This window comes from Streptomyces sp. NPDC091972 (genome assembly GCF_044756385.1).
Taxonomy (GTDB): Bacteria; Actinomycetota; Actinomycetes; order Streptomycetales; family Streptomycetaceae; genus Streptomyces.
Genome location: NZ_JBIVSV010000011.1, coordinates 282,916 through 304,666, shown reverse-complemented (window position 1 = coordinate 304,666; position 21,751 = coordinate 282,916). Strand labels below are relative to the sequence as shown.

Sequence of the window (21,751 nt, the reverse complement as noted above, 5' to 3'; positions counted from 1 at the left end):
CCACGGAGCACCGCCGAAAGACGGTTCGAGGGGCAGCAACCCTGGCGGTGTGCCCGAGCGGCCAAAGGGAGCAGACTGTAAATCTGCCGGCTCAGCCTTCCCAGGTTCGAATCCTGGCGCCGCCACGTTAGTGGGAATCGGCCCTTGACCAGCCAGTTTGGTCAGGGGCCGTTCTCGTTCCGGGCTCACGCCAGTGCCCGCCGTTCCCCGGTGCTCCCCGCCCGTTCTGCCACGCTTGTGGCACCCGCTGTGACCTTGATCATGCGGCTTGCTAAGGGCGTGAGGGAGGCAAGGTGAAGGTTCCTACAGCGTTGATCGGTGCTCGGGTGGAGCGCACGGCGTTTGATCAGCAGGTCCGGCTTAGTCTCTGCGCTCTAGACCCGGACGAGGGGTACCGCCTGGATGCCGAGCTGGTATTGGAGACGCCGTTTCTGTTCCGCGATGCTGCTGGCGAGTGGCATGAGCTAGACCCTGGTGCTGGCGTGAGTCTCGCCCCCGTTATAGGGCTGTTCGGGCAGTCAGTGGTTACGGTGGATGTCCGGGACCACGGTGTGTTGGTCATCGATTTTGAAGGCGGTGCAGGGCTCTGGGTGGGCCCAGACCCGCAGTTCGAGTCCTGGCATCTGACTGGGCACGGCATCGACCCGATCACGGTCGGTCCTGGTGGCGAGAAAGTCTGGGAGCGCTGACCATTACGAAGCGGTGGGCTTCCACGAGGGCGGTGTAGCGAGCCGGTGTCCCGTGACCCGTAAGCGGCGTGCCGAGACCCGACGGCCGGCCCCTCCACGGCCCTCGCCCAGCCCGAGCCCATTCGCCCCGCCCAGCCGAAGCCCATTCGCCCCGCCCACCCCTCCAGACGCACAAACCCCCTGTGTCCGGGGCACACTGACTGCATGTCCAGTCGTCGCAGGCTCTGCCCCGAGTGCCGTCGCGAGATCGCCGTCGTCGCCGGCCGCTTCGCCCGGCACGATCCGCCCGGCGCGCGAGAGAGAGGCCAGCTCGTCTCGTGCCCCGGCTCCCGCCGACAGGCGGAACTCGGAGCCGTCCAGCCGTCGTTGGACGGGTACGCGGTCCCCGTCGTACCCGGTCAGTTGCCCCTGTTCTGACGCGCGCCTACGCCCCCGCCAGCACGTTCATCCGCGCGACCAGTCGGTCCCTCCCCGAACGCGTACACGTGCTCGACCGTCTCCCCGGCCCGCCGTTCACCCGTCGCGGCGCGTCGCGCAAGCCGAGCCGTACCGTCGTCACCACCGTCCCGGCGCACCGGCCGACCGCGGTCCCTCCAGCCGTACGAGGGGACGGCCCGCCGTGAACTGCCGTGCCCGGTAAGCCCGTACGGCAGTTCGCGGCGGTCAGTCCACGTCCGGAGAGGAGCCGCCTGCGCGGCCGGCACCCCCCTCGGCGGCATCCTCAGTTGCCCGCCACCGACTTCACCGCCACCGACACCGGGACGGAACCGCTCACCAGCTCCAGCGTCAGCCCGGCCGTCGCGGGCGTGTCCAGCAACTCCGCGAGCACGGCGGCCACGTCGTCGCGCGGGATCGGGCCACGGCCGGTGTGCGCCTCCAGGCGGACGAGGCCCTTGCCGGCGTCGTCCGTGAGCGCGCCGGGACGCAGAATCGTCCAGTCCAGGGTGTCCAGGCCGCTCACATAGGCGTCGGCCTCGCCCTTGGCGCGCAGGTACACGTCGAAGATCTCGTCGCCCTCGTGCCGCGGGTCCGCGCCCATGGAGGACACGATCACGAAGCGTCGTACGCCCGCCCGGACCGCCGCGTCCGCGAACAGCACCGCCGCGGCCTTGTCCACGGTGTCCTTGCGGGCCGCGCCGCTGCCGGGGCCCGCGCCCGCCGCGAAGACCGCCGCGTCCGCGCCCCGCAGCGCCTCCGCGACCTCCTCGACCGAGGCCGACTCCAGGTCCAGCAGGACCGGTTCGGCACCGGCGTCCCGCAGGTCGTCGCCCTGCTCCGGGCGGCGGATGATCCCCGCGACCTCGTCCCCGCGCGCGGCGAGCAGCCGTTCCAGCCGCAGCGCGATCTGACCATGACCACCAGCGATGACAATGCGCATGCCTTCGACCGTACGCCGGAACACCCGCGAACGCCGTGTCAGGAGAGTGCCGGGTGAGGCTGGGGGGCGCACAGAAACCCACCGAGGGAAACCCACTCAGGGAGAGGCACCTAGGCGGAGGCAACTCAGGAGAGGCACCCAAGGCCCTGCCCCTCCCTCAAGCCCTCCCCGCCCCCGCCCTTCCCTCAAGCCCCCCGCCTCCGCCCCTCCCTCAAGCCCCCCGCCCCTGCCGAGGCAGCCCCAACTCCTCCGCCGCCGCGGAGTTGCAGTACTCACGTACCGCGCTCGTGCGTGCCACCACGCGCCCCCGGTGCACCACGATCCGGCTGTAGGCCAGGGAGAGCGCGCCGGCCAGGCTGTCGCCGCGGACCGCGAGCAACTCGGCCGGGAAGCCCGCCTCCACGCGCACCTCGGGCAGGCCGAGGACGGCCCGGGCCGACGTGCTCACCGCGTCGTAGGCGTCCTCCGGCCGCAGCCCGTACCGGGAGGCCAGCAGATAGGCGGCCTCCAGCGGGTCGCCGCGGCCCACGGGGTTGCAGGCGTCCCGCAGCGCGCCGCTGCCGGCCGCCACCCGCACCCCTGCCGCGCGCAGCAGCCGTACCGGGGCGGTGCCCCGGCCGTCCACGCCGGCGCAGCCCCCCTGCGGGAGGCACACCACGGCGACTCCGGCCGCGGCGAGCTGGTCCGCGGTGCGGGAGGCGGCTTCCGGGGGGAGCCGGTCGAGGCCCGCGCAGGGGCTGAGGGTCACGCCGGGGCGCAGCCCCCCGGCCATGGCGGCGAGGCGGGCGAGCCGGGCCGGGTCGGTGGCGTCGGTGTGCAGGTCGACGGGGCAGCCGTGCTCGGAGGCGACCTCCAGGACCGCCTCCGCGTAGCCGGTCGGATCGGGGTCGAGGTCGGGACAGCCGCCGACCACCGAGGCGCCCATCTTCAACGCGTCCCGCAGCATCGCGAGCCCTTCGGCCCCGGCCACCCCGGTCAGCACCCTGGGCATCGCCACGGCCGTCAGCTCGGTGAGCCCGCGCAGCGACCGCCGCGCCTGGAGTACGGCGGCCAGCGCGCCCAGCCCCTGCACGTCGCCCACGCGCACGTGTGCCCGTAGCGCGGTCGCCCCGTGCCCGAGCTGGAGGAGAGCGGCCTCGGTGGCCCGGCGCTGGACGTCACGGGGATCGGGGGAGACCGGCCCGGCGGCGTCGGCCGACAGCGCGGTGTCGCCGTGGGCGTGCGGCTCGGCCGGGGCCGGCAGGAGCAGATAGCCGCTGAGATCGACACGTGCGCCGCACGCGTGCGTGCCGCCCCCGGCCAGGCTCCCGGCCGTACCGACCGCCTCGATGCGCCCGCCGCCCAGCCGTACGTCCACCGTCCTGCCGTCGGTGAGCCGCGCCCCGCACAGCAGGAGACCGGCCCCCGCGGCCCGGCCCGACGACGCGGCACCCGACGAGGACGAGGAGTGGTGCGGCTGCGGCTGGCTGTCGGGCATCGCGCTCCAGGGGCTCGGGGCTGCGGGGCCCGGAGCCGCCGGAACCGCGCAAGGGACGCAAGATCACGCAGAGTGAGTCGAGCCTAGGACGGCGGCACGGCCTCGACGGGGAGGAGCGCAATAGTCGTACCGGTGTGGTCCGCCGTACGGGAGGGGCTGTCGTGGCCTCCGGGAACCGGGCCGATCAAGGCACCCAGGGCGCCGCGAAACGGATTTGGGCGAACGGCGGCGGAGCGTGTAATGTCTTCATCGCTCGCCCCAATAGCTCAGTCGGCAGAGCGTCTCCATGGTAAGGAGAAGGTCTACGGTTCGATTCCGTATTGGGGCTCTGGTGTGTGAGGTTCCCGTCGCGAGGCGGGAACGGATCGCATCACAGCGGTGTAGCTCAGTCGGTAGAGCAAGCGGCTCATAATCGCTGTGTCACCGGTTCAAGTCCGGTCACCGCTACTGACGGTAGCCGATTGCGGGGTCGGTCCTTCGATCGGCTACTCTTCTATGCGTTAAACCATCCTATCCGTTCGTCAAGGAGCACTCACGTGGCTGCCACCGACGTCCGCCCGAAGATCACGCTGGCCTGCGTGGAGTGCAAGGAGCGGAACTACATCACCAAGAAGAACCGGCGTAACAACCCGGACCGACTGGAGATGAAGAAGCACTGCCCGCGTTGCAACGCGCACACCGCGCACCGCGAAACGCGATAAATCAGGCTCGTACACGAGGCCGTCCCCGAGTGATCGGGGGCGGCCTCGCGTCGTTGAGGGACCCGATACCGGCCAGTAGAGCAACCAGGAGGTGCCGAGCCCATGGCGCTCGACCAGTCCTTCGTGGGGCGGACCTACCCGCCCACCGACCCCTATGAGGTGGGCCGGGAGAAGATCCGTGAGTTCGCCGAGGCGGTGGGCGACACCAACCCCGCGTACACGGACCCGGAGGCCGCCAAGGCGCTCGGTCACCCCGATGTCGTCGCCCCGCCGACCTTCGTCTTCGCGATCACCTTCAAGGCCGCCGGACAGGTCGTGCAGGACCCGCAGCTCGGCCTGGACTACAGCCGCGTGGTGCACGGCGACCAGAAGTTCGCCTACGTCCGCCCCGTGCGCGCCGGTGACCGGCTGACCGTCACCTCCACCATCGAGGCGATCAAGTCCCTGGCGGGCAACGACATCCTGGACATCCGAGGCGAGGTCCACGACGAGGCCGGCGAGCACGTCGTGACCGCCTGGACCAAGCTGGTCGCGCGCGCGGCAGAGGAGGCGTGACAAAGAACATGACGGCGAAGATCGCATACGGCGACGTCGAGGTCGGCACCGAACTGCCCGGCCGGTCCTTCCCCGTGACGCGTGCCACCCTCGTCCAGTACGCGGGCGCCTCCGGGGACTTCAACCCCATCCACTGGAACGAGAAGTTCGCCAAGGAGGTCGGGCTGCCGGACGTCATCGCGCACGGCATGTTCACCATGGCCGAGGCGATCCGCGTGGTCACCGACTGGGTCGGCGACCCGGGCGCGGTCGTCGAGTACGGCGTCCGCTTCACCAAGCCGGTCGTCGTCCCCAACGACGACCAGGGCGCCACGATCGAGGTCAGCGCCAAGGTCGCCGCCAAGCTCGACGACAACACGGTCCGGGTCGACCTCACGGCGACCAGCGCCGGGCAGAAGGTGCTGGGCATGTCACGAGCGGTCGTGCGGCTGGCCTGAGTGCCGGATCCGACAGTCCGGGTAAGGGGCGCCCTCCATTGCGGGGCGCCCCTTACACATCCTTCGCGCGACCCGTCTTGCAAAGTTAGTGATTGAGTACTAACTTACTTGCATGGCCAGGATGAGTGCAGAGGAGAGGCGCGAGAGCGTCATCCGCGAGGCGACGATCGAGTTCGCCCGCGGCGGCTACCACGGCACGTCGACCGAGGCGATCGCCAAACGGGTCGGGGTCTCGCAGCCGTATCTCTTCCGGCTCTTCCCGGGCAAGAAGGCGATCTTCCTGGCCGTGGCCGAGCGCTGCATGGAGGACACCGTCCGCACTTTCGAGGAGGCCTCGAAGGGGCTGGAGGGCGAGGAGGCCCTGCACTCCATGGCGAACGCGTACACCCGGGTCATCGCGGAGCGGCCCGAGTGGCTGCTGATGCAGATGCAGATGTACGTCGCCGTGGGGGCCGCCGAGCAGGAGGGCGACCACGAGTTCGGCGAGGCGGTGCGGGCCGGCTGGATGCGGCTGTGGGACACCGTCCATCTGCCGCTGGGCGCCGACGACAACGAGACGACGACCTTCCTGGCGTACGGAATGCTGATCAACTGCCTGGTGGCGATGGGTTTCCCGCCCGGACACCGGGTCTGGGAAGGCATGTACCCGTCGGCACGGCTCAAGGGCCGACTGGAGCACTGAGAATCCTCGACCGAGGCGCCGTCGGCGCCTTTTCATGATCGAGAAACTTAGTAATCAATAACTAATCAACCATCACCCGCTGGGGGAGCGATGTCACAGCCGGCAGCACAAGCCACACCGACCGCACGGCGCGGGGGAGCGGTCTGGGCCCTCGTCATCACCAGCGTCGCCGGATTCATGGCGGCCCTGGACAACCTCGTCGTCACCACCGCCCTGCCCTCCATCCGGGAGGATCTCGGCGGAGCGCTGCACGACCTCGAATGGACCGTCAGCGCCTACACGCTCACTTTCGCCGTCCTGCTGATGACCGGCGCGGCACTCGGCGACCGCTTCGGCCGCCGCCGCCTCTTCCTGGCCGGCCTCACGATCTTCACCGGCGCGTCGGCGGCCGCGGCCCTGGCCCCCGGCATCGACTCCCTCATCGCCGCCCGCGCGGTCCAGGGCGTGGGAGCGGCGATCATGATGCCCCTCACGCTCACCCTCCTCACGGCGGCCGTGCCCGCGGCCAAGCGCGGGATGGCGTACGGGATCTGGGGCGCCGTCAACGGACTCGCGGTCGCCTCCGGGCCGCTGATCGGCGGCAGCCTCACCGAACACATCTCCTGGCAGTGGATCTTCTGGCTGAACGTCCCGCTCGGCATCGCCCTGCTGCCCCTCGCCCGGCTCCGCCTCGCCGAGTCCCACGGCACCGGTGCACGGCTCGACATCCCCGGCACGCTGCTCGCCAGCGGCGGTCTCTTCGGCGTCGTCTACGGCCTGGTCCGCGGCCCGTCCGACGGCTGGACCGACTCCGTGGTCCTGCTGGCCCTGTTCGCGGGGGCCGCGCTGCTCGCCGCGTTCGTCCTCTACAGCACGCGGGCCAAGAACCCCATGCTCCCGATGCGGCTGTTCCGCTCCCGCGCCTTCTCCGGCATCAACGCGGCCAGCCTCCTCATGTTCCTCGGCATGTTCGGCTCGATCTTCCTGCTCAGCCAGTACATGCAGGGCGTGCTCGGGTACTCGCCCACCGAGGCGGGCCTGCGGATGCTGCCGTGGACCGGTATGCCGATGCTCGTCGCGCCGATCGCCGGGATCCTCTCCGACCGCGTCGGGGGCCGCCCGGTCGTCGCGACGGGTCTCTTCTTCCAGGCGGCGGGTCTCGCGTACATGGCGTCCGTCGTCACGGTCGACGCGTCCTACGGCGCGCAGCTTCCCGGTCTCGTCCTCAGCGGCATCGGCATGGCCCTGTTCTTCGCCCCCGCGTCCAACCTGGTGATGTCGAGCGTGCTGCCCAAGGAACAGGGCATCGCGTCCGGGGCGAACAACGCGCTGCGCGAGGTGGGCGGGGCGCTGGGCATCGCCGTCATGGCGTCCATCTTCTCCTCGCAGGGCGGCTACGAGAGCGGCCAGTCCTTCGTCGACGGCCTGCGACCGGCACTGGTCACCGGGGCGGGCGTGGTGGCACTCGCCGGAATCGCGGCCCTGCTGATTCCGTCCCGGAAGCGGGTGGTGGGGACCCGTGAGGAGGAGCGGGTACTGGAGCTGGCGGACGCGTAGGGGGTGGTTCGCGGGTTCGTCGGCGGCTGCGGGTCGGTGGGGGCTGGTCGCGCAGTTCCCCGCGCCCCTGGGTGGGTGCAGTCACCGGCGTCACGACGGACCGTTCGCCGCACCGCGCGCCGCAAAGGACCGTTGGCCGCGTACGGCGGTGAGGGGACGGGGTGGGGGGTGTCCGCCCGCAGCGGCCGGCGTCCGTTACCGAGAACTACTCAAGGGGCCGAGCCGCCGGACCGAGGACGGATACCCCCCACCCCGGCACCGACCCACCCACCGGGCCGTATGCGCTACGCACGCCCCCACTGGACCGCAACGGGCCGCCGCAGGCATCAGGGGCGCGGGGAACTGCGCAAAAACGCCCGCCCCCACCCCCGTACCCTGTACCGCGTGCAGGAACGACACGACGCCCCCCTCGCCCCCCTGACCACCTTCCGCCTCGGCGGCCCCGCCACCCGGCTCGTCACCGCGACGACCGACGCCGAGGTGATCGAGGTCGTCCGCGAGGCCGACGCCACCGGCACCCCGCTCCTCGTCATCGGCGGCGGCTCCAACCTCGTCATCGGCGACAAGGGCTTCGACGGCACCGCACTCGTCATCGCGACCAAGGGCTACCGACTCACCGGCACCCACCTCGAGCTCGCCGCCGGCGAGGTATGGACCGACGCCGTCGCGCGCACCGTGGACGCCGGGCTCGCCGGGATCGAGTGCCTCGCCGGCATCCCCGGCAGCGCGGGCGCGACCCCGATCCAGAACGTCGGCGCCTACGGCCAGGAGGTGTCCTCCACCATCACCGAGGTCATCGCCTACGACCGCCGCAACGGCGAGACGGTCACCCTCACCAACGACGAGTGCGCCTTCTCCTACCGCCACAGCCGCTTCAAGCAGGACCCCGCCCGCTACGTCGTCCTGCGCGTCCACTTCGAGCTGGAGGACGCCGACGGCCTCTCCGCGCCGATCAGGTACGCCGAGACCGCCCGCGCCCTGGGCGTGGAGCCCGGCGACCGCGTCCCCCTCACCGACGCCCGCGCCACCGTCCTGAAGCTGCGTGCCGGCAAGGGCATGGTCCTGGACCCCGACGACCACGACACCTGGTCGGCGGGCTCCTTCTTCACCAACCCCATTCTCACGGCGGCGCAGTTCGCCGAGTTCCACGCGCGCGTGAAGCAGCATCTCGGCGAGGACGCCGAACCCCCCGCCTTCCCCGCGGGCGACGGCCGCACCAAGACCTCCGCGGCCTGGCTCATCGACAAGGCGGGCTTCACCAAGGGGTACGGCACGGGTCCGGCCCGCATCTCCACGAAGCACACCCTGGCCCTCACCAACCGGGGCGACGCCACCACGGAGGACCTCCTCACCCTGGCCCGGGAGGTCGTGGCGGGCGTACACGACACCTTCGGCATCACGCTGGTCAACGAGCCGGTGACGGTGGGCGTCACCCTGTAGCCGCCCAGGCCCGCCCCAGACCCGCCCCAGGCCCGCCCCAGACCCGCCCCAGGCCCGCCCCAGGTCCGCCCCAGGCCCGCTCCGGGCGGACGCCCGACGCCCGCTTCAGTCCACCGGCTCGCTCAGCCAGTCGTCCACTCCCGACAGCAGCTTCGCCTTCACGTCCTCCGGCGCCGCCGAGGCCCGTACCGACTGCCGGGCGAGTTCGGCGAGTTCCGCGTCCGAGAAGCCGTGCCAGCGCCGCGCGATCTCGTACTGCGCGGCCAGCCGGGACCCGAACAGCAGCGGGTCGTCGGCGCCCAGCGCCATGGGCACACCGGCCTCGAACAGCTTGCGCAGCGGCACGTCCTCGGGCTTCTCGTACACGCCGAGGGCCACGTTCGAGGCGGGGCAGACCTCGCAGGTCACCTGCCGGTCCGCCAGCCGCTTCAGCAGCCGGGGGTCCTCCGCGGCGCGCACCCCGTGCCCGATCCGCGTGGCGTTCAGGTCGTCCAGGCAGTCCCGCACCGAGGCCGGACCGCTCAGCTCACCACCGTGCGGCGCCGACAGCAGCCCGCCCTCCTGCGCGATGTGGAACGCCCGGTCGAAGTCCCGTGCCATGCCCCGGCGTTCGTCGTTGGAGAGCCCGAACCCCACCACACCCCGGTCCGCGTACCGCACCGCGAGCCGGGCCAGGGTGCGCGCGTCCAGGGGGTGCTTCATCCGGTTCGCGGCGACCAGCACCCGCATCCCGAGCCCGGTCTCCCGCGAGGTCGTCTCCACCGCGTCCAGGATGATCTCCAGCGCCGGGATCAGCCCGCCCAGCCGGGGCGCGTACGACGTCGGGTCGACCTGGATCTCCAGCCACCCGGAGCCGTCGCGGACGTCCTCCTCGGCGGCCTCCCGCACCAGCCGCCGGATGTCGTCGGGCTCCCTGAGGCACGAGCGCGCCGCGTCGTACAGCCGCTGGAACCGGAACCAGCCCCGCTCGTCCGTCGCCCGCAACCTCGGCGGTTCCCCGCTGGTCAGTGCCTCGACCAGCGCCTCGGGCAGTCGTACGCCGTACTTGTCGGCCAGTTCCAGAACCGTCCCCGGGCGCATCGAGCCGGTGAAGTGCAGATGCAGATGGGCTTTCGGCAGCTCAGAGACATCACGTACACGCTCCATTCCGGAATCCTGCCGTACGCCACAGGCGTCCCGGTACCACTTTCCCCTTTAGTGGTCTTGCTCGCACAAAAAAAGGACCGGGTACTCACGTGAGTACCCGGTCCCTTTCGCCGCGAGCTCAGTCGCGGGCCTCCGCGAGCAGCTTCTGGATCCGGCTGACGCCCTCGACGAGGTCCTCGTCACCGAGCGCGTACGACAGCCGCAGGTAGCCCGGCGTGCCGAAGGCCTCGCCCGGGACCACCGCGACCTCGGCCTCCTCCAGGATCAGCGCGGCCAGCTCCACGGTGTCCTGCGGGCGCTTGCCGCGGATCTCCTTGCCGAGCAGCTCCTTGACCGACGGGTAGGCGTAGAAGGCGCCCTCGGGCTCGGGGCAGAGCACGCCGTCGATCTCGTTGAGCATCCGGACGATCGTCTTGCGGCGGCGGTCGAAGGCCGTGCGCATCTCCGCGACCGCGTCGAGGTTGCCGGAGACCGCGGCGAGGGCGGCGACCTGGGCGACGTTCGACACGTTGGACGTGGCGTGCGACTGGAGGTTGGTCGCGGCCTTGACGACGTCCTTCGGGCCGATGATCCAGCCCACCCGCCAGCCGGTCATGGCGTACGTCTTCGCGACCCCGTTGACCACGATGCACTTGTCGCGCAGCTCGGGCAGGAGCGCGGGCAGCGAGGTGAACTTCGCGTCGCCGTAGACGAGGTGCTCGTAGATCTCGTCGGTCAGCACCCACAGGCCGTGCTCGACGGCCCAGCGGCCGATCGCCTCGGCGTCGGCCCGGCTGTAGACGGCGCCGGTCGGGTTGGAGGGGGAGACGAAGAGGACGACCTTCGTCTTCTCGGTGCGGGCCGCCTCCAGCTGCTCGACGGAGACCCGGTAGCCGGTCGTCTCGTCGGCGACGACCTCCACCGGGACACCGCCGGCCAGCCGGATCGACTCCGGGTAGGTCGTCCAGTACGGGGCCGGGACGATGACCTCGTCGCCCGGGTCGAGGATCGCGGCGAACGCCTCGTAGATCGCCTGCTTGCCGCCGTTGGTCACCAGGATCTGGGCCGGGTCGACCTCGTAGCCGGAGTCGCGCAGCGTCTTCGCGGCGATCGCGGCCTTCAGCTCGGGCAGGCCGCCGGCCGGCGTGTAGCGGTGGTACTTCGGGTTCGAGCAGGCCTCGATCGCGGCCTGGACGATGTAGTCCGGGGTCGGGAAGTCGGGCTCACCGGCGCCGAAGCCGATCACCGGACGCCCGGCGGCCTTGAGGGCCTTGGCCTTGGCGTCCACGGCGAGGGTGGCGGACTCGGAGATCGCGCCGACTCGGGCGGAGACCCGGCGCTCGGTGGGAGGGGTTGCAGCGCTCATGGGGCCCATCGTTCCAGACCGGAAACATCCCCGGCACACGGGTTTCACGGACTGAACAACAGCTGAACAACCGTCCGGATCCGCCTCGCACGCTGGGCGATCTTCCGTCCCCAAGGCCCCTACGGGCGCTTTCTGTTCGACGGGGGGCCGCGGACCACGTACACTCTCACCTCGTTGGCCTTCAGCAGCCGCGCCTCCAGGTGCACACCGAGCACCCGGTCGGATGCGGTACGTTGGGGGGCACACAAAGGGTCGTAGCTCAATTGGTAGAGCACCGGTCTCCAAAACCGGCGGTTGGGGGTTCAAGTCCCTCCGGCCCTGCTACACACACCTTCGCCAGGATGTGTGCGCATGTACGTACAGCAATGCACCGCCGTGCGGCTCCAACCGGGCGCGGCACGGCCACGACCCGGGAACAGGTGAGGACGAATGGCGGATGCCGTGGGCTCCATCGACACGCCTGGCGCCCAGGACGAAGTGCCGGAGTCCAAGAAGAAGGCCCGTAAGGGCGGCAAGCGTGCCAAGAAGGGCCCGCTGAAGCGTCTTGCGATCTTCTACCGGCAGATCGTCGCAGAACTCCGCAAGGTCGTCTGGCCGTCGCGGAGCCAGCTGACGACGTACACGACCGTGGTGATCGTCTTCGTCCTCGTCATGATCGGCCTGGTGACCGTGATTGACTATGGACTGAACCACGCCGCCAAGTACGTATTCGGCTGAGCACAGAGCGAAGGGCGCCGAGGTTACCGGCGCCCCTTTTCGCATGTTCCACCCCATGTATCCAGGAAGAAGCAGCCACCGTGTCTGACCAGAACCTGAACGACGCCATCGAGCCCGACGAGTCTGTCGACGACGAGCTCGACATCGTCGAGGGCGCGGACGAGGACCTGGACGAGGTCGAGGCTGCCGACGCCGAGGCCGGCGAGCCCGCCGAGGAAGCCGCCCTCCACGCCGAGGACGAGTCCGGCGGCGACGTCGAGGCCGTCGAGGACGAGGAGGAGGCGGACGCCGAGGAGGAGCCGGCCGAGCCGGTCGACCCCGTCGCCGCCCTGCGCGAGGAACTGCGGACCCTGCCCGGCGAGTGGTACGTCATCCACACCTACGCCGGTTACGAGAACCGCGTGAAGACCAACCTCGAGCAGCGTGCCGTCTCGCTGAACGTCGAGGACTACATCTTCCAGGCCGAGGTGCCGCAGGAAGAGGTCGTCCAGATCAAGAACGGCGACCGCAAGACGATCCGCCAGAACAAGCTCCCCGGCTACGTTCTCGTCCGCATGGACCTGACGAACGAGTCCTGGGGCGTCGTCCGCAACACCCCCGGCGTCACCGGCTTCGTGGGCAACGCCTACGACCCGTACCCGCTGACCCTGGACGAGATCGTCAAGATGCTCGCCCCCGAGGCCGAGGAGAAGGCCGCCCGCGAGGCCGCCGAGGCCGAGGGCAAGCCGGCTCCGGCCCGCAAGGTCGAGGTCCAGGTCCTGGACTTCGAGGTCGGCGACTCGGTCACCGTCACCGACGGCCCCTTCGCCACCCTCCAGGCGACCATCAACGAGATCAACGCCGACTCGAAGAAGGTCAAGGGCCTCGTCGAGATCTTCGGCCGCGAGACCCCGGTCGAGCTGAGCTTCGACCAGATCCAGAAGAACTGATCTTCTTCCGGACAGAGCTTCCGACCAGGTCAGGCGGGCTGTCACAGCTCGTCTGACCTGCTCGGTTTTTGGCCGCGCATCTATACCCGTTATCGTTGTGCGGTATGCCTGCGTTCGGGTGGTCCCCGTAGGCAGGCAGGACCCGAATCGAAAGGACCCGGAGAGCTATGCCTCCCAAGAAGAAGAAGGTCACGGGGCTCATCAAGCTCCAGATCCAGGCCGGTGCCGCCAACCCGGCTCCGCCGGTCGGCCCCGCGCTGGGTCAGCACGGTGTCAACATCATGGAGTTCTGCAAGGCGTACAACGCGGCGACCGAGTCGCAGCGTGGCTGGGTCATCCCGGTGGAGATCACGGTCTACGAGGACCGCTCCTTCACCTTCATCACCAAGACCCCGCCGGCCGCGAAGATGATCCTCAAGGCCGCGGGTGTGGAGAAGGGCTCCGGCGAGCCGCACAAGACCAAGGTCGCCAAGATCACCGAGGCGCAGGTCCGCGAGATCGCCACCACCAAGATGCCCGACCTCAACGCCAACGACCTGGACGCCGCCGCGAAGATCATCGCCGGTACCGCGCGTTCCATGGGCGTCACGGTCGAGGGCTGAGCCCCAACCCCCCAGTACACCAAGCAGAAGTGGCAGGGCCTGCTCGGCCCGTACCACGACTCCTTTCAGAACACACAGGAGCAGTAGTGAGCAAGCGCAGCAAGGCCCTTCGCGCTGCGGACGAGAAGATCGACCGGGAGAAGCTGTACGCCCCGCTCGAGGCCGTCCGTCTCGCCAAGGAGACCTCCACGACCAAGTTCGACGGCACCGTCGAGGTCGCCTTCCGTCTGGGTGTCGACCCGCGCAAGGCCGACCAGATGGTCCGTGGCACCGTGAACCTCCCGCACGGCACCGGTAAGACCGCCCGGGTCCTGGTCTTCGCGACCGGTGACCGTGCCGAGGCCGCTCGTGCCGCGGGCGCCGACATCGTCGGCGCCGACGAGCTCATCGACGAGGTGTCGAAGGGCCGTCTGGACTTCGACGCCGTCGTCGCCACCCCGGACCTCATGGGCAAGGTCGGCCGCCTCGGCCGCGTGCTCGGTCCCCGTGGTCTCATGCCGAACCCCAAGACCGGCACCGTCACCCCCGATGTCACCAAGGCTGTCACCGACATCAAGGGCGGCAAGATCGAGTTCCGCGTCGACAAGCACTCGAACCTGCACTTCATCATCGGCAAGACGTCGTTCGACGACACCAAGCTGGTGGAGAACTACGGCGCGGCCCTGGAGGAGATCCTCCGTCTGAAGCCGTCCGCCGCCAAGGGCCGCTACATCAAGAAGGCCGCCATCAGCACCACGATGGGCCCCGGCATCCCGGTCGACTCCAACCGCACCCGCAACCTCCTCGTCGAGGAGGACCCGGCCGCGGTCTGAGACACCGGCAGGTTCACGGGCCCCGCACCTTTCGAGGTGCGGGGCCCGTTCCCATGTGCGGGGACTGTGCTCTGAGTTAGCGTGCGAGCAGGGCACTTGCACCAGGGGGACGCATGAAGAGGACGACGGCCTGGCTCACGACGGCCGCCGCACTGACGGGCCTCGCCGCCTGTACCTCCTCCGGTCCCTCCGACCGGCCGGGGAAGGAGCGGCCCCCGGCCTCGGCCCCCGCCTCCCTCACCGCCCTGCGCGCCGCCGAACAGGCCACCGAGCGGGCCCGCAGCGTCCGGGTGCGCTCCACGACCGTGATGGGCAGCCAGCTCTCCCTGACCGCCGACGGCGTCCTCGCCTGGCGCGACGGCCTCTCCGGGTCCCTGACCATCCACTACACCGGCGGCACCGCGGCCGAGACGATGCGCGGTCTCGGCGTCACCTCCATGCAGGCCCGCTACCTCGCCGACGCCTACTACGCGCGCATGGGCGACTCCTTCGCCGCCAGGACCGGCGGCAAGCACTGGCTCAGATACGCCTACGACGACCTGAGGACCCTCGGCGGGGGCGCCGACCTCGCCGACCAGATGCGCTCCACCACCCCCGACCAGTCGGTGCGGCTGCTGCTGGACTCCGACGACGTGCGCGAGCTCGGCCCCGAGACCGTGGACGGCCAGGGCACCACGCACTACACCGGCACCGTGGACGTCCGGGACGTCACCGACGCCGAGCTCCGGCAGCGCCTCCAGGCCGCCGACGTCACCGCCGAGACCGTCGACATCTGGATCAACGAGAAGAACCTGCTGGTCAAGAAGGTCGAGAAGACCAGCACGGCCAACGGCGAGGTGACCCAGACCGCCCACTACAGCGACTACGGCGTCAAGGTCGCCGTTCGGAAGCCGCCGGCCGCCGACACCGAGGACTTCAAGAACCTCCTGTCACAGTCGAGCACCAACCCCACCTGAGCCACAGGGAATTCGCGGACCGCACACCTCCCGCTCGGATAAGCTCGCGGTCTTGCTGTGAATCGACCATGTGTTCCTTGGGGGGAATCTATGGCTACTTCTGTACGACGTTCCGCTGTACGCCGCAGGACCGTCGGCGCCGGTCTCGCCGCCGTCGCCCTCGCCGCGGGTGCGGTGAGCTGTTCCAAGGGCGGCGACGAGTCGCCCGAGATGACGCCCGCCGCCGCGGTCGCCAAGGCGGCGAAGAACACGGAGGAGATCACCTCCTTCCACTACCGCATGAAGGGCGAGATGCCCGGCCAGGGGCAGGTCAACGCCGAGGCCGCCATGCGGACCAAGCCCGACATCGCGATGAGCATGAAGATGACCGCGGCCGGCCAGGGCTCCGCGGAGATCCGCCTCGTCGACAAGGCCATGTACATCGGCGGCAACGCCGACATGGCCAAGGAGATGGACGGCAAGAAGTGGATGAAGTTCGACCTGTCCTCGCTCGGCAAGGACGGCGACCTCGGCGCGGCCGCGTCCGGCGCCGGCCAGGCCGACCAGAACCCGGCCTCCATGTCCTCCTTCCTCAACGGGGCCAAGGACGTGAAGAAGGTCGGCACCGAGACCGTGGACGGGGTCGAGACCACCCACTACTCGGGCGACGTCACGCTGGCCGAGCTCAAGGCCTCCTTCAAGGACGCCGACAAGTCGGTCCGTGAGCAGCGCGAGAAGAGCATGGAACAGATCGAGAAGCTCGGCCTGGACAAGTTCACGATGGACATGTGGGTCGACGACGAGGACCACGCCAAGCAGTTCCGCATGCAGGGCGACGCGGACAAGGGCAAGTTCGACATGACCTTCACCTTCCTCGACTACAACAAGCCGGTGACCGTCACGGCGCCGCCCGCGGGCGAGACCGCCGACCTGGCCGAGATGATGAAGGAGCTCCAGAACAGCTGAGCGTCACAGGACCGGATTTGCTTGACAGGGATCCGGTCACGTACGCTCCTACAGAAGCCAAAGACCGCTGGTCGTTGCCGTGTCCTCGAAAGAGGGAGCGGTGGCCGAAGGATCCGCTGAAGACTGCGGACGACCCGCGCAGGTGACTGTGGATGTGCTCCCGGAGACGCTTGCCCCGTGCAGGTGATTGCGGTCGAGCTACGCCCCGTGCGCCTGCGCCGGGGCGTTTCGTTTTGTGCAGCCCCTTCTGAGCGGTCCTCATCACCCGGAAGGAGGCCGACGCTCTATGGCAAGGCCCGACAAGGCTGCCGCGGTAGCCGAGCTGACGGAGCAGTTCCGCAGCTCGAACGCCGCCGTGCTGACCGAGTACCGGGGTCTCACCGTGGCGCAGCTCAAGACGCTGCGCCGTTCGCTCGGTGAAGACGCCCAGTACGCCGTGGTGAAGAACACGCTGACCAAGATCGCGGCCAACGAGGCCGGGATCTCGACGCTCGACGACCTGTTCAACGGTCCGACGGCGGTTGCCTTCATCACCGGTGACCCGGTGACGTCGGCGAAGGGTCTTCGTGACTTCGCCAAGGACAACCCGAACCTCGTCATCAAGGGCGGTGTCCTTGACGGCAAGGCGCTGTCCGCCGATGAGATCAAGAAGCTCGCGGACCTCGAGTCCCGCGAGGTTCTGCTCGCCAAGCTGGCGGGCGCCTTCAAGGGCAAGCAGACTCAGGCTGCTCAGGTCTTCCAGGCGCTCCCGTCGAAGCTCGTCCGCACCGTGGACGCGCTGCGCGCCAAGCAGGACGAGCAGGGCGGTGCCGAGTAACTCGGCTCGCGCATTGATCCACGCCGCCTGAGGCGCGGGTCGTAGCGGGCCGTAAGTACGCCCGCCGTATCGATACATCCGGCACCTGCCGAAATTAGTGGAAGGATCGCCCCTCATGGCGAAGCTCAGCCAGGAAGACCTGCTCGCGCAGTTCGAGGAGATGACCCTCATCGAGCTCTCCGAGTTCGTGAAGGCCTTCGAGGAGAAGTTCGACGTCACCGCCGCCGCGGCCGTCGCCGTCGCGGGCCCGGCCGGTCCGGCCGCCGCCGCCCCGGCCGAGGAGGAGAAGGACGAGTTCGACGTCATCCTCACCGGTGCCGGCGACAAGAAGATCCAGGTCATCAAGGTCGTGCGTGAGCTGACCTCCCTGGGTCTGAAGGAGGCCAAGGACCTCGTGGACGGCGCCCCGAAGCCGGTCCTCGAGAAGGTCGCCAAGGACGCCGCCGAGAAGGCCGCCGAGTCCCTCAAGGGCGCCGGCGCCTCGGTCGAGGTCAAGTAACACCCCACAGGTCCCGCTGGGCCTGTAACGCGCAAGCACCGAAGAGCGATCATCCATCCGGGTGGTCGCTCTTCGGCGTTCCTGGAGGCGCGGTCACGGTTGCCTTGCGGCCTCGAGGGCGAGGGGTATGGTGATCTTCGTCGTGTCTCCCGGAACCTCTGGTTCGGCAAGGGGGGCCTTGACGAACCGCACGCAGCGCGCAATTCTCAGGACGCGTCGTCAGAACGGTCCGAATCCGAGGCATGGATCGGCGACGAAGAGGGCAGTATCAACGTGCGTTGAGGGCACCATGCCGAGGGCGTTGAGGGCAGCGAGAGTTTTTGAAGACCGGGCAGAAAAGCGGGACTGGACATCAGTGCGCCAAGTGGCTACACTGACCCTTTGCGCTGCCTGTTAGCTGTCCCCTGCCCGTCACCAGGGGTCTGCCCTCGCCTCAGCATCGATGACCGGACCTACTCTGAGCTGGCCCTTTGGCCAAATCGGAGAGACCTGTCCTCTGTGCCGCGGAGGAGGGCCCGGGGAGCGCGTAGTGAGTCCGAGCCCTCGGAAGGACCCCCTCTTGGCCGCCTCGCGCACTGCCTCGACCGCGAATACGAACAACGGCGCCAGCACCGCCCCGCTGCGCATCTCCTTTGCAAAGATCAAGGAGCCTCTCGAGGTTCCCAACCTGCTCGCGCTGCAGACCGAGAGCTTTGACTGGCTGCTCGGGAACACCGCCTGGCAGAGTCGGGTCGAGGAGGCTCTGGAGTCCGGTCAGGACGTCCCCACCAAGTCCGGTCTGGAGGAGATCTTCGAGGAGATCTCCCCGATCGAGGACTTCTCCGGGTCGATGTCGCTGACGTTCCGCGACCACCGCTTCGAACCGCCGAAGAACAGCATCGACGAGTGCAAGGAGCGCGACTTCACGTACGCCGCCCCGCTCTTCGTGACGGCGGAGTTCACCAACAACGAGACCGGCGAGATCAAGTCCCAGACGGTCTTCATGGGCGACTTCCCGCTCATGACCAACAAGGGCACCTTCGTCATCAACGGCACCGAGCGTGTCGTGGTGTCCCAGCTCGTCCGCTCGCCGGGCGTCTACTTCGACTCCTCCATCGACAAGACGTCCGACAAGGACATCTTCTCCGCCAAGATCATCCCGTCCCGGGGTGCCTGGCTGGAGATGGAGATCGACAAGCGCGACATGGTCGGTGTCCGCATCGACCGCAAGCGCAAGCAGTCCGTGACCGTTCTGCTCAAGGCTCTCGGTTGGACGACCGAGCAGATCCTCGAGGAGTTCGGCGAGTACGAGTCGATGCGCGCCACCCTGGAGAAGGACCACACCCAGGGCCAGGACGACGCGCTGCTCGACATCTACCGCAAGCTGCGTCCGGGCGAGCCGCCCACGCGTGAGGCCGCCCAGACCCTTCTGGAGAACCTCTACTTCAACCCCAAGCGCTACGACCTCGCCAAGGTCGGCCGCTACAAGGTCAACAAGAAGCTGGGTGCGGACGCTCCGCTGGACGCGGGCATCCTGACCGTCGAGGACATCATCTCGACGATCAAGTACCTGGTGAAGCTGCACGCGGGCGAGACCGAGACCACCGGTGACAGCGGCACCACGATCGTCGTCGAGACCGACGACATCGACCACTTCGGCAACCGTCGCCTGCGCAGCGTCGGCGAGCTCATCCAGAACCAGGTCCGCACGGGTCTGGCTCGTATGGAGCGCGTCGTCCGCGAGCGCATGACGACTCAGGACGTCGAGGCGATCACGCCGCAGACCCTGATCAACATCCGGCCGGTCGTCGCCTCCATCAAGGAGTTCTTCGGCACCAGCCAGCTGTCGCAGTTCATGGACCAGAACAACCCGCTGTCGGGTCTCACCCACAAGCGCCGTCTGTCGGCTCTTGGCCCGGGTGGTCTCTCCCGTGAGCGGGCCGGCTTCGAGGTCCGTGACGTGCACCCGTCCCACTACGGCCGCATGTGCCCGATCGAGACGCCCGAAGGCCCGAACATCGGTCTGATCGGTTCGCTCGCCTCCTACGGCCGCGTCAACGCGTTCGGTTTCGTGGAGACGCCGTACCGCAAGGTCGTCGACGGTCAGGTCACCGACGAGGTGGACTACCTGACGGCCGACGAGGAGGACCGCTTCGTCATCGCGCAGGCCAACGCCACGCTCAACGACGACATGCGGTTCGAGGAGGCCCGGGTCCTGGTCCGCCGTCGTGGCGGCGAGGTCGACTACGTCCCCGGTGACGACGTCGACTACATGGACGTCTCGCCGCGCCAGATGGTGTCGGTCGCGACCGCCATGATCCCGTTCCTCGAGCACGACGACGCCAACCGTGCCCTCATGGGCGCGAACATGATGCGTCAGGCCGTGCCGCTGATTAAGTCCGAGGCCCCGCTCGTCGGCACCGGCATGGAGTACCGCTCCGCCGTCGACGCCGGTGACGTGGTCAAGGCCGAGAAGGCGGGTGTGGTCCAGGAGGTCTCCGCGGACTACATCACCACCGCCAACGACGACGGCACCTACATCACCTACCGGCTGGCCAAGTTCGCCCGCTCCAACCAGGGCACCTCGGTCAACCAGAAGGTCATCGTCAACGAGGGCGACCGGATCATCGAGGGCCAGGTCCTGGCCGACGGTCCGGCCACCCAGAACGGCGAGATGGCGCTCGGCAAGAACCTGCTCGTCGCGTTCATGCCGTGGGAGGGTCACAACTACGAGGACGCGATCATCCTGTCGCAGCGCCTCGTGCAGGACGACGTCCTCTCCTCGATCCACATCGAGGAGCACGAGGTCGACGCCCGTGACACCAAGCTCGGCCCCGAGGAGATCACCCGGGACATCCCGAACGTCTCCGAGGAGGTCCTCGCCGACCTCGACGAGCGCGGCATCATCCGTATCGGTGCCGAGGTCATCGCCGGTGACATCCTCGTCGGCAAGGTCACGCCCAAGGGTGAGACCGAGCTGACGCCCGAGGAGCGTCTGCTGCGCGCGATCTTCGGTGAGAAGGCCCGTGAGGTCCGTGACACCTCGCTGAAGGTGCCGCACGGCGAGACCGGCAAGGTCATCGGCGTCCGCGTCTTCGACCGCGAGGAGGGCGACGAGCTTCCCCCCGGTGTGAACCAGCTGGTGCGCGTCTACGTGGCGCAGAAGCGCAAGATCACCGACGGTGACAAGCTCGCCGGCCGACACGGCAACAAGGGTGTCATCTCCAAGATCCTGCCCATCGAGGACATGCCGTTCCTCGAGGACGGGACCCCGGTCGACATCATCCTCAACCCGCTGGGTGTGCCGTCCCGAATGAACCCGGGACAGGTCCTGGAGATCCACCTCGGCTGGCTCGCCAGCCGCGGCTGGGACGTCTCCGGCCTCGCCGAGGACTGGGCGCAGCGCCTCCAGGCGATCGGCGCCGACTCCGTCGCCCCCGGCACCAACGTCGCGACCCCGGTCTTCGACGGTGCCCGCGAGGACGAGCTGGCCGGTCTGCTCCAGCACACCATCCCGAACCGGGACGGCGAGCGCATGGTGCAGCCGACCGGTAAGGCGAGGCTGTTCGACGGCCGCTCCGGTGAGCCGTTCCCGGACCCGATCTCGATCGGGTACATGTACATCCTCAAGCTGCACCACCTGGTCGACGACAAGCTGCACGCCCGCTCGACCGGTCCGTACTCGATGATCACCCAGCAGCCGCTGGGTGGTAAGGCCCAGTTCGGTGGCCAGCGCTTCGGTGAGATGGAGGTGTGGGCGCTGGAGGCATACGGCGCCGCCTACGCCCTCCAGGAGCTGCTGACCATCAAGTCCGACGACGTCACCGGCCGCGTGAAGGTCTACGAGGCCATCGTCAAGGGCGAGAACATCCCCGAGCCCGGCATCCCCGAGTCCTTCAAGGTGCTCATCAAGGAGATGCAGTCTCTCTGCCTGAACGTGGAGGTGCTGTCCAGCGACGGTATGTCCATCGAAATGCGTGACACCGACGAGGACGTCTTCCGCGCGGCGGAGGAGCTCGGCATCGACCTGTCCCGGCGCGAGCCGAGCAGCGTCGAAGAGGTCTGACGGGAGTCCGGCCGGAGGACCTGGTGAGGAACCTCCGGCCGGC

Annotated in this window: 21 protein-coding genes and 4 tRNA genes; 21 read left to right on the top strand and 4 right to left on the bottom strand. The window is 69.0% G+C overall.

Annotated features, from left to right (window positions below; translation table 11 throughout):
- Window positions 1–43: 43 nt before the first annotated feature.
- The 3 genes from ACIQJT_RS30240 (at window position 44) to ACIQJT_RS30230 (ending at window position 1,106) form a co-directional block, all read left to right on the top strand.
- A tRNA-Tyr gene (locus tag ACIQJT_RS30240) sits at window positions 44–125 on the top strand.
- Window positions 126–293: 168 nt separating this feature from the next.
- Window positions 294–689, top strand: coding sequence for a DUF6188 family protein (locus ACIQJT_RS30235; RefSeq protein ID WP_365462158.1), 396 nt, complete (start codon window positions 294–296; stop codon window positions 687–689).
- Window positions 690–893: 204 nt separating this feature from the next.
- Window positions 894–1,106 carry a hypothetical protein gene (locus ACIQJT_RS30230; protein WP_365462160.1) on the top strand — a complete coding sequence of 71 codons (213 nt, stop codon included), beginning with the start codon at window positions 894–896 and terminating at the stop codon, window positions 1,104–1,106.
- Between the two features lie 304 nt (window positions 1,107–1,410).
- On the opposite strand, the gene ACIQJT_RS30225 is transcribed toward ACIQJT_RS30230, so the two are convergent.
- Both ACIQJT_RS30225 and ACIQJT_RS30220 read right to left on the bottom strand, forming a co-directional pair.
- Entirely contained in the window at window positions 1,411–2,067 is a 657-nt protein-coding gene (locus ACIQJT_RS30225) for an NAD(P)H-binding protein (RefSeq protein ID WP_365462162.1), read from the bottom strand.
- A gap of 211 nt (window positions 2,068–2,278) precedes the next feature.
- On the bottom strand, window positions 2,279–3,544 hold the full coding sequence (locus ACIQJT_RS30220; RefSeq protein ID WP_402648793.1) for an amidohydrolase family protein: 1,266 nt from the start codon (window positions 3,542–3,544) through the stop codon (window positions 2,279–2,281).
- 255 nt (window positions 3,545–3,799) lie between these two features.
- Between ACIQJT_RS30220 and ACIQJT_RS30215 the strand changes: the two genes are divergently transcribed.
- The 8 genes from ACIQJT_RS30215 (at window position 3,800) to ACIQJT_RS30180 (ending at window position 8,895) form a co-directional block, all read left to right on the top strand.
- Window positions 3,800–3,872 (top strand) — tRNA-Thr (locus ACIQJT_RS30215).
- A 46-nt stretch (window positions 3,873–3,918) separates the two neighbouring features.
- Window positions 3,919–3,991: transfer RNA gene (locus tag ACIQJT_RS30210), tRNA-Met, on the top strand.
- Window positions 3,992–4,080: 89 nt separating this feature from the next.
- On the top strand, window positions 4,081–4,245 hold the full coding sequence (gene rpmG / locus ACIQJT_RS30205; protein ID WP_003948671.1) for a 50S ribosomal protein L33: 165 nt from the start codon (window positions 4,081–4,083) through the stop codon (window positions 4,243–4,245).
- A gap of 102 nt (window positions 4,246–4,347) precedes the next feature.
- The gene (locus ACIQJT_RS30200; protein ID WP_053851235.1) at window positions 4,348–4,800 is read left to right on the top strand and encodes a MaoC family dehydratase N-terminal domain-containing protein; all 453 of its coding nucleotides are present in this window, start codon (window positions 4,348–4,350) and stop codon (window positions 4,798–4,800) included.
- A gap of 8 nt (window positions 4,801–4,808) precedes the next feature.
- Entirely contained in the window at window positions 4,809–5,237 is a 429-nt protein-coding gene (locus ACIQJT_RS30195; protein ID WP_053851234.1) for a MaoC family dehydratase, read from the top strand.
- 112 nt (window positions 5,238–5,349) lie between these two features.
- Window positions 5,350–5,919, top strand: coding sequence for a TetR/AcrR family transcriptional regulator (locus ACIQJT_RS30190; protein WP_365462166.1), 570 nt, complete (start codon window positions 5,350–5,352; stop codon window positions 5,917–5,919).
- 90 nt (window positions 5,920–6,009) lie between these two features.
- Window positions 6,010–7,455, top strand: a complete 1,446-nt coding sequence (locus tag ACIQJT_RS30185) for an MFS transporter (RefSeq protein ID WP_365462168.1) — start codon at window positions 6,010–6,012, stop codon at window positions 7,453–7,455.
- Between the two features lie 384 nt (window positions 7,456–7,839).
- Entirely contained in the window at window positions 7,840–8,895 is a 1,056-nt protein-coding gene (locus ACIQJT_RS30180) for a UDP-N-acetylmuramate dehydrogenase (protein WP_402648790.1), read from the top strand.
- A 105-nt stretch (window positions 8,896–9,000) separates the two neighbouring features.
- On the opposite strand, the gene ACIQJT_RS30175 is transcribed toward ACIQJT_RS30180, so the two are convergent.
- Together ACIQJT_RS30175 and ACIQJT_RS30170 are read right to left on the bottom strand one after the other, a co-directional pair.
- Complete coding sequence (locus ACIQJT_RS30175) at window positions 9,001–10,041, bottom strand: adenosine deaminase (protein WP_402648787.1); 1,041 nt, start codon at window positions 10,039–10,041, stop codon at window positions 9,001–9,003.
- A 118-nt stretch (window positions 10,042–10,159) separates the two neighbouring features.
- Window positions 10,160–11,386 carry a pyridoxal phosphate-dependent aminotransferase gene (locus tag ACIQJT_RS30170; protein WP_402648785.1) on the bottom strand — a complete coding sequence of 409 codons (1,227 nt, stop codon included), beginning with the start codon at window positions 11,384–11,386 and terminating at the stop codon, window positions 10,160–10,162.
- 248 nt (window positions 11,387–11,634) lie between these two features.
- Between ACIQJT_RS30170 and ACIQJT_RS30165 the strand changes: the two genes are divergently transcribed.
- The 10 genes from ACIQJT_RS30165 (at window position 11,635) to rpoB (ending at window position 21,708) form a co-directional block, all read left to right on the top strand.
- Window positions 11,635–11,707, top strand: a tRNA-Trp gene (locus ACIQJT_RS30165).
- Window positions 11,708–11,815: 108 nt separating this feature from the next.
- Entirely contained in the window at window positions 11,816–12,103 is a 288-nt protein-coding gene (gene secE / locus ACIQJT_RS30160) for a preprotein translocase subunit SecE (RefSeq protein WP_053846807.1), read from the top strand.
- An 80-nt stretch (window positions 12,104–12,183) separates the two neighbouring features.
- Window positions 12,184–13,032: a transcription termination/antitermination protein NusG gene (nusG, locus tag ACIQJT_RS30155; RefSeq protein WP_365456160.1), complete on the top strand. Its 849-nt coding sequence runs from the start codon at window positions 12,184–12,186 to the stop codon at window positions 13,030–13,032.
- 167 nt (window positions 13,033–13,199) lie between these two features.
- A complete protein-coding gene (rplK, locus tag ACIQJT_RS30150) occupies window positions 13,200–13,634 on the top strand; it encodes a 50S ribosomal protein L11 (RefSeq protein ID WP_053846805.1) in 435 nt (144 codons plus the stop codon).
- Window positions 13,635–13,720: 86 nt separating this feature from the next.
- Complete coding sequence (gene rplA / locus ACIQJT_RS30145) at window positions 13,721–14,446, top strand: 50S ribosomal protein L1 (RefSeq protein ID WP_053846804.1); 726 nt, start codon at window positions 13,721–13,723, stop codon at window positions 14,444–14,446.
- 113 nt (window positions 14,447–14,559) lie between these two features.
- Complete coding sequence (locus ACIQJT_RS30140) at window positions 14,560–15,402, top strand: hypothetical protein (protein WP_402648780.1); 843 nt, start codon at window positions 14,560–14,562, stop codon at window positions 15,400–15,402.
- A gap of 90 nt (window positions 15,403–15,492) precedes the next feature.
- Window positions 15,493–16,347, top strand: coding sequence for an LppX_LprAFG lipoprotein (locus ACIQJT_RS30135; RefSeq protein ID WP_365456154.1), 855 nt, complete (start codon window positions 15,493–15,495; stop codon window positions 16,345–16,347).
- 286 nt (window positions 16,348–16,633) lie between these two features.
- On the top strand, window positions 16,634–17,164 hold the full coding sequence (gene rplJ, locus ACIQJT_RS30130) for a 50S ribosomal protein L10 (protein ID WP_007384048.1): 531 nt from the start codon (window positions 16,634–16,636) through the stop codon (window positions 17,162–17,164).
- Window positions 17,165–17,279: 115 nt separating this feature from the next.
- Complete coding sequence (gene rplL / locus ACIQJT_RS30125; RefSeq protein ID WP_053846801.1) at window positions 17,280–17,663, top strand: 50S ribosomal protein L7/L12; 384 nt, start codon at window positions 17,280–17,282, stop codon at window positions 17,661–17,663.
- A 559-nt stretch (window positions 17,664–18,222) separates the two neighbouring features.
- Window positions 18,223–21,708 (top strand): DNA-directed RNA polymerase subunit beta, encoded by a 3,486-nt coding sequence (gene rpoB, locus ACIQJT_RS30120; RefSeq protein WP_365456150.1) that lies wholly within the window; start codon window positions 18,223–18,225, stop codon window positions 21,706–21,708.
- Window positions 21,709–21,751 lie beyond the last annotated feature (43 nt).